The 15,318-nt window shown below is 32.2% G+C and carries 16 protein-coding genes; 12 read left to right on the top strand and 4 right to left on the bottom strand.

What is annotated here, in order from left to right; all coding sequences use genetic code 11:
• Positions 1-53: 53 nt before the first annotated feature.
• From AC1RRU_RS09760 to AC1RRU_RS09750, 3 genes are all read left to right on the top strand, one after another.
• Complete coding sequence (locus tag AC1RRU_RS09760) at positions 54-332, top strand: Fpa/YlaN family protein (protein ID WP_016930721.1); 279 nt, start codon at positions 54-56, stop codon at positions 330-332.
• Positions 333-650: 318 nt separating this feature from the next.
• A complete protein-coding gene (ftsW, locus tag AC1RRU_RS09755) occupies positions 651-1,877 on the top strand; it encodes a cell division peptidoglycan polymerase FtsW (RefSeq protein WP_016930720.1) in 1,227 nt (408 codons plus the stop codon).
• Positions 1,878-2,225: 348 nt separating this feature from the next.
• The gene (locus tag AC1RRU_RS09750; protein ID WP_016930719.1) at positions 2,226-5,675 is read left to right on the top strand and encodes a pyruvate carboxylase; all 3,450 of its coding nucleotides are present in this window, start codon (positions 2,226-2,228) and stop codon (positions 5,673-5,675) included.
• A 167-nt stretch (positions 5,676-5,842) separates the two neighbouring features.
• Here the strand turns inward: AC1RRU_RS09750 and AC1RRU_RS09745 are convergent, their stop codons facing one another.
• Positions 5,843-6,757: a COX15/CtaA family protein gene (locus tag AC1RRU_RS09745; protein WP_011276113.1), complete on the bottom strand. Its 915-nt coding sequence runs from the start codon at positions 6,755-6,757 to the stop codon at positions 5,843-5,845.
• A gap of 247 nt (positions 6,758-7,004) precedes the next feature.
• On the opposite strand from AC1RRU_RS09745, the gene cyoE reads away from it, so the two are divergent.
• From cyoE to AC1RRU_RS09725, 4 genes are all read left to right on the top strand, one after another.
• Positions 7,005-7,916 (top strand): heme o synthase, encoded by a 912-nt coding sequence (gene cyoE, locus AC1RRU_RS09740; protein WP_011276112.1) that lies wholly within the window; start codon positions 7,005-7,007, stop codon positions 7,914-7,916.
• Positions 7,917-7,945: 29 nt separating this feature from the next.
• On the top strand, positions 7,946-8,407 hold the full coding sequence (locus AC1RRU_RS09735; RefSeq protein WP_011276111.1) for a DUF420 domain-containing protein: 462 nt from the start codon (positions 7,946-7,948) through the stop codon (positions 8,405-8,407).
• Between the two features lie 195 nt (positions 8,408-8,602).
• Positions 8,603-9,661, top strand: coding sequence for a CAP-associated domain-containing protein (locus AC1RRU_RS09730; RefSeq protein WP_493196581.1), 1,059 nt, complete (start codon positions 8,603-8,605; stop codon positions 9,659-9,661).
• Positions 9,662-9,688: 27 nt separating this feature from the next.
• Positions 9,689-10,126 (top strand): YlbF/YmcA family competence regulator, encoded by a 438-nt coding sequence (locus tag AC1RRU_RS09725; protein WP_011276109.1) that lies wholly within the window; start codon positions 9,689-9,691, stop codon positions 10,124-10,126.
• A gap of 60 nt (positions 10,127-10,186) precedes the next feature.
• Here the strand turns inward: AC1RRU_RS09725 and AC1RRU_RS09720 are convergent, their stop codons facing one another.
• Positions 10,187-11,116, bottom strand: a complete 930-nt coding sequence (locus AC1RRU_RS09720) for a lysophosphatidylglycerol phospholipase D (protein WP_011276108.1) — start codon at positions 11,114-11,116, stop codon at positions 10,187-10,189.
• A 169-nt stretch (positions 11,117-11,285) separates the two neighbouring features.
• Here AC1RRU_RS09720 and AC1RRU_RS09715 point away from each other — a divergent pair, with 169 nt between their 5' ends.
• Positions 11,286-11,537, top strand: coding sequence for a DUF2129 domain-containing protein (locus AC1RRU_RS09715; RefSeq protein WP_011276107.1), 252 nt, complete (start codon positions 11,286-11,288; stop codon positions 11,535-11,537).
• A gap of 2 nt (positions 11,538-11,539) precedes the next feature.
• Here AC1RRU_RS09715 and AC1RRU_RS09710 read toward each other — a convergent pair whose 3' ends face one another.
• Positions 11,540-11,929: a DUF7147 family protein gene (locus tag AC1RRU_RS09710; protein ID WP_011276106.1), complete on the bottom strand. Its 390-nt coding sequence runs from the start codon at positions 11,927-11,929 to the stop codon at positions 11,540-11,542.
• A 69-nt stretch (positions 11,930-11,998) separates the two neighbouring features.
• Here AC1RRU_RS09710 and rsmD point away from each other — a divergent pair, with 69 nt between their 5' ends.
• Positions 11,999-12,550 carry a 16S rRNA (guanine(966)-N(2))-methyltransferase RsmD gene (gene rsmD / locus AC1RRU_RS09705; protein ID WP_011276105.1) on the top strand — a complete coding sequence of 184 codons (552 nt, stop codon included), beginning with the start codon at positions 11,999-12,001 and terminating at the stop codon, positions 12,548-12,550.
• Entirely contained in the window at positions 12,543-13,028 is a 486-nt protein-coding gene (gene coaD / locus AC1RRU_RS09700) for a pantetheine-phosphate adenylyltransferase (protein ID WP_016930718.1), read from the top strand. The genes rsmD and coaD overlap by 8 nt, the downstream gene beginning before the upstream one ends.
• A gap of 101 nt (positions 13,029-13,129) precedes the next feature.
• On the opposite strand, the gene AC1RRU_RS09695 is transcribed toward coaD, so the two are convergent.
• Complete coding sequence (locus AC1RRU_RS09695; RefSeq protein ID WP_016930717.1) at positions 13,130-14,272, bottom strand: nucleotidyltransferase; 1,143 nt, start codon at positions 14,270-14,272, stop codon at positions 13,130-13,132.
• A gap of 126 nt (positions 14,273-14,398) precedes the next feature.
• Between AC1RRU_RS09695 and AC1RRU_RS09690 the strand changes: the two genes are divergently transcribed.
• On the top strand, positions 14,399-14,953 hold the full coding sequence (locus AC1RRU_RS09690; protein WP_016930716.1) for a YceD family protein: 555 nt from the start codon (positions 14,399-14,401) through the stop codon (positions 14,951-14,953).
• A gap of 82 nt (positions 14,954-15,035) precedes the next feature.
• On the top strand, positions 15,036-15,209 hold the full coding sequence (gene rpmF, locus AC1RRU_RS09685; RefSeq protein ID WP_002435373.1) for a 50S ribosomal protein L32: 174 nt from the start codon (positions 15,036-15,038) through the stop codon (positions 15,207-15,209).
• Positions 15,210-15,318: the final 109 nt, after the last annotated feature.

The following is a 15,318-nucleotide window of genomic DNA, read 5'->3' as shown; positions in this document are numbered from 1 at the left end:
GTAGTAAGATAAACTTTTGATATGAAGATATTTAATGATAGGGGGAGTATGTGATGCCGAAGCAAACGAAAATGAGTAACGTGGCTTATGAGCAATTAAATCAAGATGCTGATAGAATCTTACATTTAATTAAAGTTCAAATGGATAATTTAACTTTACCTTCGTGCCCGTTATATGAAGAAGTTCTCGACACACAAATGTTTGGTTTACAAAAAGAAGTTGACTTTGCGGTTAAACTTGGTTTAGTCAATAAAGAAGACGGCAAAAATTTAATGCTACGTTTAGAAAAAGAATTATCTAAACTTCATGAAGCATTTACTAATGTAAAATAACTATCGATTAAATATATAAGTGAATTTTAATGATTTGCTTTTTCATTTATAAATTGAGTTAATTGTAATATTTACTACATATAAATTATCTCACCATAGTGACTGAAATATTATGTTTATAATATTTTCAGTCATTTTATGTTTTAAGCGCTTTTTCAAATTGAAGACTGAAATTGTAAGTTAATTAGATGCATCTCTAATCAGTTTATATTTGTTAAATAATGTGCACAAAGTATATAATAGTTTAGACAGAAATTATGTTTAAACGTAATAGTATTGACCATAGTTTTAAAAATCTAGAATTGGATGATCATTTTTATGAGTAATTTAAAAAATATATTTCGATACATAGGTAGAACTGCTAAGTTCATCGATTATCCATTATTAATTACATACGTTATTTTGTGTCTCTTTGGTTTGATTATGGTATATAGTGCAAGTATGGTTGCAGCAACTAAAGGGACGCTAACAGGTGGACTTGAAGTATCTGGTACGTATTTCTACAATAGACAGCTTATATACGTTATTATGAGTTTTATTGTCGTATTCTTTATCGCTTTTATGCTGAATATTAAAATATTACAAAAAGCGAAAACACAGAAGTGGATCATGATAATCATCTTCGTGTTACTATTTTTAACACTTATCGTAGGTAAAAATATTAACGGTTCTAAGAGTTGGATAAATCTTGGATTTATGAACTTACAAGCATCAGAATTGTTGAAAATTGCATTCATATTATATATTTCTTATGTGATCAGTCGAAAATTACCACAAGTAAGAGAGAAGATTAAAGTTATCGCTGCACCACTTGTGTTGATCGTTGTATGTCTATTTTTAGTATTGTTACAAGGTGATATTGGACAGACATTGCTCATCATGATAATCATTGTATCTATGTTTATTTTTGCTGGCATAGGTGTTCAGAAAATAGTCAAAGGACCCGTCTTACTTATCGTTGGTAGTTTCGTTGGTATTGCTTTACTCTTTGTAGCAAGCGGTATGATGCCACACTATTTGAAAGCCCGTTTTAGTACCCTAATGAACCCATTCAGTTCTGAAGCTGGTACAGGTTACCATTTGACCAATTCATTAATGGCAATAGGTAATGGTGGTTTATTTGGACGCGGATTAGGTAATGGTATTATGAAACTTGGCTATTTGCCAGAGGCACATACTGACTTTATTTTCGCAGTCATTTGTGAAGAACTTGGTTTAGTAGGTGGATTATTTGTAATTTGCTTATTATTCTTTATCGTTTATCGCGCTTTCGTATTAGCTACTAAAACGCCATCTTATTTTTATAAATTAATTTGTGTAGGTGTTGCAAGTTATATCGGAAGTCAGACGTTTGTTAATTTAGGTGGTATTTCAGCAACTATCCCATTAACAGGTGTTCCATTACCATTTATAAGTTTTGGAGGTTCATCAATGTTAAGTTTAAGTATCGCAATGGGTCTATTATTGCTAGTTGCCAAACAAATTAAAATGGACGAAAAACGATCACAAAAAGCTAAAAAACAAAAAATTGGTTTAACTAGATAAAGATAATAATATAAACGATACCTTTACATGAACATATAATTAGAGTTCATGTAAAGGTTTTTTACATTTTTATGAAAATTATTATAAAACGTCGATGTCGGTGGAGTATTATCTATTAAAGTGATAATATAAAGTTATGACTAATGATAATTTTTCCTGATGATACTCTGAGCATGCGTTTTAGAAAAGGGTATATATGCAATACTTATTTTCAAGCATTATTAGTACTTTACTATTTTTTTATAACTCACATTTCATAAATAAAGATAGCTTTATTATTTGAGTTAGTATAAAATTTTATTATCTAATTAGTTAGAATATTCGAACTTTAAAAGGGGAGTGCCTTTTTTGAAAAATATAAAAAAATTATTAGTAGCAAACCGTGGCGAAATTGCAATCAGAATATTTAGGGCAGCAACAGAATTAAATATTAAAACCGTGGCAATTTATTCGAACGAAGATAAAAATGCTTTACATAGATATAAAGCTGACGAATCTTATTTAGTGGGCAAAGATTTGGGCCCAGCTGAGAGTTATTTGAACATTGAACGTATCATCGATGTGGCGAAACGAGCTGGTGTGGATGCAATTCATCCTGGTTATGGCTTCTTAAGTGAGAATGAACAATTTGCACAACGTTGTGATGAAGAAGGAATTAAATTCATTGGTCCGCATATAGAACATTTAGATATGTTTGGAGATAAAGTCAAAGCTAGAACAACTGCAATAAATGCTAAATTGCCTGTTATTCCCGGTACAGATGGACCGATTGAAAACTTTGAAGCAGCAAAAGCCTTTGCTCAAGAAGCTGGCTTTCCTTTAATGATTAAAGCTACGAGTGGTGGTGGCGGTAAAGGGATGCGTATCGTACGTGAAGAAGGAGAATTAGAAGACGCATTCCATCGAGCTAAATCTGAAGCCGAAAAGTCATTTGGTAATAGTGAAGTATATATTGAAAGATACATAGATAATCCCAAACATATTGAAGTACAAATTATTGGGGATGAATATGGTAATATTGTTCACTTATATGAACGTGATTGTTCGGTGCAACGTCGTCATCAAAAGGTAGTGGAAGTAGCTCCTTCAGTTGGCTTATCAAAAGAATTACGAGAACGAATTTGTGATGCAGCATTACAATTAATGAATAATATCAGATATGTTAACGCAGGTACGGTAGAATTCTTAGTATCAGGGGATGAGTTCTTCTTTATTGAAGTTAATCCTCGGGTTCAAGTAGAACATACAATAACTGAAATGATTACTGGTATAGATATTGTTAAAACTCAAATTTTAGTTGCTGATGGTGCTAACTTATTTGATGAACGCGTTTCTATGCCACAACAAGAAGAAATTCAAACATTAGGTTATGCCATTCAATGTCGTATAACAACTGAAGATCCATCTAATGACTTTATGCCAGATTCAGGTACTATTATCGCTTATCGATCTAGTGGTGGTTTTGGTGTACGTTTAGATGCTGGTGACGGTTTCCAAGGTGCAGAAATATCTCCTTATTATGATTCACTATTGGTTAAGTTATCAACACATGCGGTTACATTTAAACAAGCTGAAGAAAAGATGGAACGCTCTCTTCGTGAAATGCGTATACGTGGTGTGAAAACTAATATTCCGTTTCTGATTAATGTGATGCGTAATGATCAATTCCGCAGTGGGGATTATACGACTAAATTTATAGAAGAAACACCCGAATTATTTAATATTGCACCGACTCTAGATCGTGGTACTAAAACGTTAGAATATATCGGTAATGTAACGATTAACGGTTTTCCTAATGTTGAAAAAAGACTCAAACCTGATTATGAATCGACAGCTATACCACAAGTGCCACATAGTAAAATTAATACCTTGAACGGAACGAAACAGCTGCTAGATAGTAAAGGACCTAAAGCAGTAGCCGATTGGGTACGAGAGCAAAACGACGTATTGGTTACTGATACTACTTTTCGTGATGCACACCAATCACTCTTAGCAACTCGCGTTCGTACTAAGGATATGATGAATATTGCTTCTAAAACTGCTGAAGTGTTTAAAGATAGTTTTTCTTTAGAAATGTGGGGGGGCGCAACATTTGATGTCGCTTACAACTTTTTAAAAGAAAATCCATGGGAACGACTTGAAAGATTACGTAAAGCAATTCCCAATATTTTATTCCAAATATTATTACGTGCTTCAAATGCAGTTGGCTATAAAAATTATGCTGATAATGTGATTGAAAAGTTCGTGAAAGAAAGTGCGAATGCAGGCGTAGATGTCTTTAGAATTTTCGACTCACTTAACTGGGTAGATCAAATGAAAGTTGCAAATGAAGCGGTTCAAAATGCAGGTAAGATTTCTGAAGGTGCAATCTGTTATACCGGTGATATATTAAATCCTGAACGTTCAAATGTATTTACACTTGAATACTATGTAAAATTAGCAAAAGAACTTGAACGTGAAGGGTTCCATATCTTAGCTATTAAAGACATGGCAGGATTGTTAAAACCTAAAGCAGCATATGAACTTATCGGAGAATTAAAATCTGCGATAAATTTACCGATACATTTACACACACACGATACAAGTGGAAATGGTCTACTTATCTATAAAGAAGCGATAGATGCAGGTGTAGATATCATTGATACAGCTGTTGCTTCAATGAGTGGTTTAACAAGTCAACCTAGCGCCAATTCGTTGTATTATGGATTAAATGGTTTTAATCGAAATCTAAGAGCAGATATTGAAGGATTAGAAGAACTCAGTCACTATTGGAGTACTGTACGTCCATACTACAGTGACTTTGAAAGTGACATTAAGTCTCCTAATACCGAAATTTATCATCATGAAATGCCTGGAGGACAATATTCAAATTTAGGACAACAAGCAAAAAGTTTAGGTTTAGGTGAACGTTTCCACGAGGTCAAAGATATGTATCGTCGTGTTAATTTCTTATTTGGCGATATCGTAAAAGTAACGCCATCATCTAAAGTTGTAGGAGATATGGCCCTTTATATGGTTCAAAATGACTTGGATGAGCAATCAGTCATCAAAGAGGGCCATAAGTTAGATTTCCCTGAATCGGTTGTATCTTATTTCAAAGGTGATATAGGTCAGCCAGTCAATGGCTTTAATAAGGAATTGCAAGATGTCATCCTCAAAGGTCAACAACCACTAACAGAACGTCCAGGTGAGTATTTAGATCCTGTGAATTTTGATGAAATCAGACAAGAACTTGAAGCAAAAGATTATGGTGAAGTGACTGAACAAGATGTAATCAGTTATGTATTATATCCAAAAGTATTTGATCAGTTTATGCAAACAAAACAACAATATGGTGACTTATCATTATTAGATACACCAACGTTCTTCTTCGGTATGCGTAATGGTGAAACAGTTGAAATAGAGATTGATACTGGTAAACGATTAATTATTAAACTTGAAACAATTAGTGAGCCGGATGAAAATGGTTATCGAACAATTTATTATGTTATGAATGGTCAAGCACGTCGTATTTCTATAAAAGATGAAAATATTAAAACAAATACGAACTTGAAACCTAAAGCTGACAAATCAAATCCTAGTCATATTGGTGCTCAAATGCCTGGTTCGGTAACTGAAGTTAAAGTTACAGTTGGTGAAGAAGTAAAAGTAAACCAACCTTTATTAATTACAGAAGCGATGAAGATGGAGACAACGATTCAAGCACCATTCAATGGAACTATAAAACAAGTAACGGTTGTAAATGGCGATGCGATTGCAACAGGGGACTTACTTATTGAAATTGAAAAAGCAGATTAAAATCAAAATTCATTTTAAAAAATAAGCTAATTAATAGATTTCATATTGAATTTTGAATAGATTGATTCAATGGAGTAATTAATATTTATAAACGTCATCGTTAATAAAATTTTTAATTAAAAAGGAGATGTGAATGAACCATTCACATCTCCTTTTATACTAATAGGTTATTTGATTTTTTCACTTCTAATCGTACGTAGCATTAACATAATAAAGTAAGCTATCATACCGAATAATATTGTGATAAATAAAGCGTGTAAAAGTGCGATGAATAAATTTACATTAGTCATTACAGATAGAGCCCCAGTAATTACTTGTAAGATGATAAGGATAAATGCAGTTGTATACCCATATCGAATTGTTCTATTCTCAGAGTAATTTTTAACTGCATGAATAAACGTTATCATTATCCAGAAGAACGTTATAAATGCCATACCACGATGCGCAAATTGTACCCAATCTTGCTCTGTATGTGGAATGATGTCATGGAAAGGTAAAGGCCAGCCTCCATATGCTAAACTTGCTTTTGCATGTCTAACTAAAGCGCCAGTATAAATCGTTAAATATACTATACCTGTCATTATCCATGTTAATCTTCTTAATGGCTTTCTGATATATAGTTCATCAGCTTCATATTTTTTATCGACTTCAAAAATGATAAGCATTAAAACAAACACTGAAGAGAAACTGATTAAAGATATACCGAAGTGCAGTGCTAATACGTATGAATTTTGTTGCCAAATGACAGCTGCTGCACCAATCAATGCTTGAACTAGTAAAAATGCAATACTGATAATTGCTAATGGCTTTACCTCTCTAATATAGCCAATATGTTTCCATGCTGTAATAGCTAACCACAGTACAACGATTAATGATAAACCAGAGACGGCACGATGACTTAATTCGATAATTGTATCGATAGGTAAATTTTGAGGGAGTAATGCACCGTGACATAAAGGCCAAGATGATCCACATCCATCTTCAGAGCCAGTTTTAGTAACTAATGCACCACCAAGTTGTACGAATGCCATTATGATAGTTGCTAATACAGATAACCATTTAAGGTTTCGTTTGTTAAACAATGTTATACACCCCATCATTAATCAAGAGTATTTTGACAGTGTAGATTAATTAGTACTGAATGCTCTTAATTAATGTCTATTTTTATTACAATTTTATTATTAAAATAATTATACAACAATAGGAACTAACAAAAAATTAGTGAAGTAGAATGTCGTTAAAGTGTCACAATTAAATTTGATATAAACTAGTCAATTTTTAGTAATTGCTATATCATAGTATTATATGAAAATTTTAAGGAGGGGGATCATGAGCAAAGAGCAAACTTTGTCACAACCATCGAGCCGTGTATCGTTTAAAGAGTTACAACAAATTATCAAGATGGGTTTAGTTCAAGGTAACTTAATTCCTGCATTTGCAGGTGCTTGGTTAGCTGTTGTGATGAGCAATCATTCCTTCCTATCGTCAATACCTCAAATTCTATTAATGTTGATTGGATCAACATTAATTATGGGTGGCGCTTGTGCATTAAATAATTATTATGATCAAGATATTGATCGAATAATGCCAAGTAAGCAAAATAGACCGACAGTTAATGATAGAATTTCAGATAAAAATTTATTAATTTTAAGTTTTGGTATGATGTTATTAGGAGAAGCTTGTTTATTCTTATTAAATGTACCATCAGGTGTACTAGGACTCATCGGCATTGTGGGTTATGTGTCTTATTATTCAATTTGGTCTAAAAGACATACAACTTGGAACACAGTAGTTGGGAGTTTTCCGGGTGCAGTACCACCATTAATTGGTTGGGTTGCTATTGATGGAAATATAAGTCTTATTGCAATTGCATTATTTTTAGTTGTTTTTTGTTGGCAACCAATTCATTTCTATGCTCTAGCAATTAAGCGAAGTGATGAATATTCATTAGCTAATATACCCATGTTACCATCTGTTAAAGGATTTAAACGTACTAGAATAAGTATGTTTATATGGTTAGTCTTTTTACTTCCACTACCATTTCTATTATCAAGTCTCGGGACAACATTTGTAGTATTAGCTACATTGCTTAATTTAGGTTGGCTATATGTTGGTTTAACTTCTTTTAAGAAAGCGACAGATCAAACTAAATGGGCAACAAAAATGTTTATTTACTCCCTAAATTATTTAGTAGTATTTTTCGTTTTAGTTGTTGTTATCTCACTGATAAAAATGATTTAAAATATACAAATTAAATAAGGATGAAACATATGAATTTACCAATTCTACCGACGATTAGTACAAGTTGTATTGTGATTAGTGCTATCTTTGTTGCCATTGGATGGTGGCAAATCTGGCATAGAGATATAGATAAGCACAAGAAAACAATGTTATGGGCAGCAATCTTTGCATTAACTTTCTTTATTATCTATGCATCAAGAACTATTTTTATAGGTAATACAGATTTCGGGGGACCAGACTCAGTTAGAACATATTATAAAATTTTCTTAATTTTCCACATTAATTTAGCTACAATTGGTGGCGTTCTAGGGTTAATTCAAATTATTACAGCATATAAAGATAAATTTAAATGGCATAGAAAAGCAGGTCCAATTGCATCAGTTATATGGTTCTTTACAGCTATCACTGGTGTAGCAGTTTACTTACTTTTATATGTATTTTACCCGGGTGGAGAAACGACTTCACTAATTAAAGCAACATTAGGATTATAATCGAATTTAGCGTAACAAATTAAATACAAATTGATTGAGACTAAGACATCATTGTCTTAGTCTTTTTTGTAACATTAATATCAATTTATTTGTAAAAGGATGACTTGGTAAAAGTAGTAATACTAAGTAGGATGTCTTGATTAATAAAATAGTTATTTTGTACAATAGATATAATTCAAAATAGGTGGGTGAAAGATGGCAAAATTAATAATTAAGGTTTTAGGTGTAATATTTTTAGTATTATTTCTTATATATTTATTTTACTCACCAAGACTTAAATTTGATGTATTAGAAAATCCAAATAAAACTGTTTCAACTAATCATTCAGAACAAGCGCCTAAGACTCATAACACCAGTGAAAATCCATCACCAAAAGAGGGCGTAGGTACTTGGATTGGTAAAGATATAGATGATTTAACTGATAAATACGGTCAAGCAAGTCGTACATATCCATTTAAAGGGCACTATATGAATTACGTATTTAAAAAAGATGAACAATATTATATTGTTTCAACTAAAGAGAATAAAATAAAATCAGTTTATGCAACGGGAAACAATGCTAATGTTGCACCTTTAAAAATTAATGAGAGTGCATCACATATTTTTGAAAATACAAGTATTAACCCGGATCCTTCTATTAAAGTGAATGGTCAAAGTTATAATTTCGAATTATCTGATGAAGATATAAAAACGCAAACATTGATTAAATATGGAAATGTTTATGCACAGGTTTATGTGGATCAGCAATCGAATCAAATTATGGGTATTCGCTTTCTTGATAAAGAGGCACTAGCATTTCTTAAGCCATATCCTTTAGCTAATGAATCTGATGATAACTATAATGAAGAAGATTTTGATAAAGCTAAGAAAGATAATCTTCCTTATGAACAAAATCCTAATCAATTAATGACGCTATATGAAATTACGAATGAGATGAGAAAGTTAAAAAATATTAAACCACTAAAAGTCAATTCAGATATAGCTCACATTGCATCAGTAAACTTATATGAAGCAACAGGTTCTAATGATGTTGAATTTACTGAGGATGCTTTGAAAAGCCAATTAAGCAATGAAAACATTTCATTTATTTCTACAAGCCAAAATGTCGGATATGATTTTGATGATGTGCCGACACTAATTCATAGTTGGATGAATTCTGATATGCACCGTTCTAGAATGTTGAATACTAAGTATGAGGAAATGGGTGGAGAAGTTACGAAAGACTATTATTCACTTATTTTCTTGGAAAAATAATCTACTTATGGAAGGGGGAACCATACATTGTATACAGAAGAAACAATGTCAATTCTTGATGATATAGAAGGACTATCGGATATGATTGTTCAATCTGAACTTTATCATGATTTTCGCGCAGCACAAGAGATGCTAAACAATGATGATGAAGCACATCTTATGTATCAGGCTTTTTTGAAATCTAAAGTTGCTTATGATGAAGTTATGCGTTTTGGGAAATATCATCCTGATTATCAAAAGGTTATGTTAGAAACAAGAAGACGTAAAAGAGCTTATGAAATGTTACCAGTCGTCATGGATTACAAATCTAAAGAGGTAGCGCTACAAAATTTAATTGATGAAGTAGTAAGTAAAATAGCATTTTCAGTTTCGAAAAATGTGAAAATTGAAGCGGGAAATCCATTCTTCAAAACAGGTCATGATGGATGTGCGACAGGTGGCACTTGTAATTGTAGTTTGTCATAAAATAAGGAGAAAGAAATCGTAATGCATTTGATTTCTTTCTCCTTTTACTTTATAGCGCGTTTATTTCTCAATATTGAGACTTGATTTGAATTGTTTACCCAAATCTGGGCGATCTGTTACTAATGTATGAACACCTTTATGATATAAATCAGTCATCAAGTCAGTGCTATTAATTCCGTAAAATCCAGGCACTATATTTAATAAGTTTAACCATTGAATAAAACGTTTAGAGGTTAATGGAATACCTTTGAATTGGGTCGGCATTTGAAATGTATCAGCAATAGGTTGATACTTATTCCCTAATCCTAAATTAAATTTGATAAACCCTTCAGCAACTTCTTTTTGGCTTGCTCCAATAGCAACTTGTCCTTTACTTATTTCTCTAAAGCGAACATTTTGTTCTTTGTAAAAGCTAGTTACAAGTACGCGATCTTGTGCCTGATTATTAATAATATCTTCATACATTTTTGTTGGCGCAACTGTTCCTTCATAACTATCTGGTGCATCTTTTAAATCAACATTAATATACATATTAGGATACATTTTTAAAAGCTCATCAAAAGTTAAAATTTTTGCTTTTTGATGACCACGATATGGAAATTGGCCATTAATATCTTTAAAGTGATAACCAGCATCTAAACGCTTTAATTCTGAAACTCTATGATCACTTACTTTGCCTGAACCATTTGTAGTACGATCTACAGTGGCGTCGTGAAATACAATTAGTTTTTCATCTTTAGTAAGTCGAACATCCGTTTCAAAACCATCTAAGTTGTTAGCGACGGCGTTATCGAATGCCAATTGTGTTTGCTCAGGTCTCACTGCCATGCCGCCTCTATGTGCAAAAATGTATGGTGCCTTACCATTAAAGAATTTAGGGATTTCTTTAGTTTGATCTGCTTTACTACTTTTATTTATAAAAAATAAGCTACCCAAAAAACTAACGCTCGCTAAACTTAAATTAAGAACCCATCGTTTTTTGATCGTCATTAATAATGCCTCCTTGTTATTATTGAATTAAGCGTACCAAAATTCACACTAACGCAAAAGTAAATAGATATTTAATACTCAAGTATGCAGTTCATGGGTTTAAAGGATTTTATAAAATTAATAGTCGTGGTATAGTTATTATGCATAATAAATGGAGTGTGTATATAGTATGGAATTAATTCCTAGAGTGAGTTTGATTGTCTATTTAAAACATATTAAGCATGAGCGTCAAATTAGAAAGTATGGGCATATTATTTATACGAATAAGCAACGTAAATATGTTGTATTATACGTTAATGAGAATGACGCAGATGCTATTGTTCATATATTAATGAAACTAAAATACGTTGTGGATATAGACGGATCACCTTATAAATATTTGAAAAAAACTTATGAAAAAGAAAAACATGAAATTCTATAATTTTATTGCATAGGTGGAATCCAATTTTGAAGTCGTAATACACTTATCAAATACTTGAAGTATTGGTCTAACGTGTGGAATGCTTCTGGTGGTTGTACATCTATTCCGAATATAGGTACATTATATTGATTTGCTTGATTATTAATGAGTTCAAATTTTTTATTACTGTTAGGAAATGGATATTTAAGCGCATCAAGCATGATGTACATAGCTTGGAAATGATTACCTGAAGTTGGATTCATAATCATTGCAACAGATGAAAGTTGTTTTGAAGATTGTGGTGTATGAAAGTATACAATTTTATTTATTCGGAGATGGTTGTATTCTATTAAGGTATTAAATTCAAATAAATCTGTTAATCCTTCTCCCAATACGATAAATGACTGTTTCATAATATAATCCTTCTCCTTTTTACAACAAATTATAATAAATTACCTAGAGAAATGGAAGTGTAAGTCAAGATGAGAGTTATTGCTGGAAAACATAAAAGTAAAGTCTTAGAAAGCTTAGAAGGTCGTAATACACGTCCAACTATGGATAAAGTGAAAGAAGGTATATTTAATAGCTTACAAGAAGTACATGGATTAGGTTTAGATTTATTCGCTGGAAGTGGCGCATTAGGTATAGAAGCATTATCACGTGGTATGGAAAAAGTGATTTTTGTAGACCAAAATTTTAAAGCTGTTAAAGTTATTCAGGCTAATTTAAAACAATTAGATTTACGTGATCAATCTGAAGTTTATAAAAATAACGCTGATCGTGCATTGAAAGCTCTAAATAAGAGAGAGATTCAATTTGACTATATTTTTCTTGACCCTCCATATAATAAAGGTTTGATTGATAAAGCTTTAGAGCAAATTGCAGAGTTTAATTTATTGAAAGAAAATGGTATCATCATTTGTGAGTTTAGCAACCATGAACAAATCAACACAAATGGATTCAAAGTGATTAAACAATATCACTATGGTCTTACTGATACTTTGTTATTAGAAAAAGGAGAGCAAAATGGCTAAAACGAAAGCAGTCATTCCAGGTAGTTTTGATCCTATTACATATGGACACATTGATATTATCGAGCGTAGTGCAGGGCGCTTTGATGAATTGCATATTTGTGTGCTAAAGAATAGTAATAAAACTGGAACGTTTAATATTGATGAGCGAATGGCATTAATAGAAGAATCTGTTAAACACTTATCTAATGTTCAAGTACATAATTATAACGGCTTGTTAGTAGATTTTTGTGATAAAATCGGTGCTCAAACAATCATTAGAGGACTAAGAGCAGTTAGTGATTTTGAGTACGAATTACGTTTAACATCAATGAATAAGAAATTAAATAGTAATGTAGAGACGATGTATATGATGACAAGTACGAACTACTCTTTTATAAGTTCAAGCGTTGTAAAAGAAGTGGCACAATATAAAGCTGATATTTCAGATTTTGTACCACCTAATGTAGAGAAAGCTTTGAAAGAAAAGTTTAAAAAATAATAGTTGAGGGAGTGAGACAGAATTCTTTTTTAGATTCATCGTCCCACCCCCGCAAAGATGACTAGAACTGAGAAGTTATTTTGATTAAGCTTTTCTCATTTCTAGTCATCTTTGTTAATTATAACAGGTGTATTAAAATCATTAGCTTCCTTACCAGATATTAAATTATAAATATGTGTCGCTTTAATTTCATTTTCAAATAAAGTGGCCGTCTTCTTATTTACATTTGTCACATAAGAACGATTTGGGAATTTCTTTTTTAAACACTTTAAATATTGTTGGCCTTGAGGTGTCATTCCTAAAATACGTACGGCCTCAATATCCTCTTTGAACGCATCTTTCTTTATGTTCAACAATAATTGCATCAATACACGTTGAATATGCGTATATGTGAAACGCTTGGTCTTAACTAATGACATCAATGTGTCAAAATCTGGTGCACTTTGAATATTTGCTTTAAGTCGGTGTTCAAAGCCTTCGGACATTGTATAAATTTGTGACAATTCTGTAGAAGAACGACTCAAAATATTATATTTAATAAAATTAAATGTCTGTTGCTTTAAAAGGTGTGGTTTCTCATATAGGCAAGTTATATTGGATGGTACAACATCCTTCCAAATATGATTGTTATTTATTAAGGCCCGTCTTATAGCTGAGCCACTTGCAAATGTGTCATGTTTAATGTCTTGATCATGATGCGTGGCAGATTGGCGTTGAATAGCAATTTTATTAATCGTCGGATCAATGGTATTGATTGCCTTTATGTATGCGACACCTAGTATATTATTCGGTGAGCGTAAGACATCGGGGTCTTCAACCAAGTCATCAATAATTTTGGCATAATGTTTGCCTTGCTTAATTAAATCTTGAAAAAGTGATGACTGCTCAAGTGCGTTGATGTTTGTTGCTACCTTTTCAAGGCGTGCAAGATTATCAATTTCACTGCCAAATGCGATCGTATCAATATCTAAATAGTGAGCGACTTTAATTGCAAATGTTGCAAAATAATCACTAGATGATAGGCTGGCAATGGTTGGGAGTTCAACGACTAAATCAACACCTGATAGAGCCATCTTAGTACGTAAAAATTTGTTGTAGATTGCGGGTTCGCCACGCATAACGAAATTGCCACTCATGATTGCAATAGCGATTTCAGCATTAGACTGTATCTTAGATTGTTGGGCATGATATAAGTGACCGTTATGGAATGGATTATATTCTGAAATCAGTCCAACACTTTTCATTTGCAATTCATCCTCTCAGTATTCATTATTAGTATTGTAACAGAAGAAAGTATGTTAAGAAAAAATCTTGACAACTTATACTTGTAAAGTTAAAATAAATTTTGTGTTTGTTAGAGGTGAAGCCATATGAAATGGTCAATAACGCAATTAAGAAAATATCAAGATAAACCATTTGAATTTAATCAAACGGCGAATTTTGAACATTTAATAGAACCCTTAGGCTTGATTGATTTATCAGAAATCAATGTTGAAGGTGAATTAACCGTTAAATCAAATGAAGTTATTGCAGATATGCATTTAACTGGAACGTATACAATGCCTTGTGCACGTACGCTTGTACCTGTAGAAGTTCCTTTAGACGTGCGTACATCTGAAATATTTGATTTAGAAGGTTATGATAGTTATACCGATGAAGAAGTTGAAGAAGATGAACATTATCATCTAGCGACTGATGGTATGATTAACATTCGAAACATTGCTAAAGAATTGGTTATCATTGAGAAACCGATGAGAGCATATTCTGAGAATAGCGATCAAATGCTTACAGAAGGTAATGGTTGGGAAGTTATTGACGAAGATCAAATGATCGAACTTGAAAAAGAAAAAGACAATAATAATTCCCAAACGCAACAAGTTGATCCTAGGCTTCAAAAATTACAACAATTATACGATAAAGAGTAATAGCAGGTTGTTTTAAATTATTGTATAATGATTTAATGACCTAACACTTAAGATATGTGTTTAATATTAAGGAGGATATATCATGGCAGTACCAAAAAGAAGAACGTCTAAAACTAGAAAAAACAAACGTCGTACTCACTTCAAAATTTCAGTACCTGGTATGACTGAATGCCCAAGCTGTGGCGAATACAAATTATCTCACCGCGTATGTAAAAACTGTGGTTCTTACAATGGTGAAGAAGTCGTTTCTAAATAATCGACGTATGAATTTGAAGGAAGCATGAACAATTGGCTCTATAATAAATTGGACTGATGACTAAAAATCATCAGTCCAATTTTTATGTTTGAATACAAAAATGGCGCAA

It is taken from the genome of Staphylococcus sp. GW821-FHT11H10, assembly GCF_058807855.1.
Note: the sequence above shows the minus strand (reverse complement) of the source record. Positions and strands in the feature narration are given on the sequence as shown.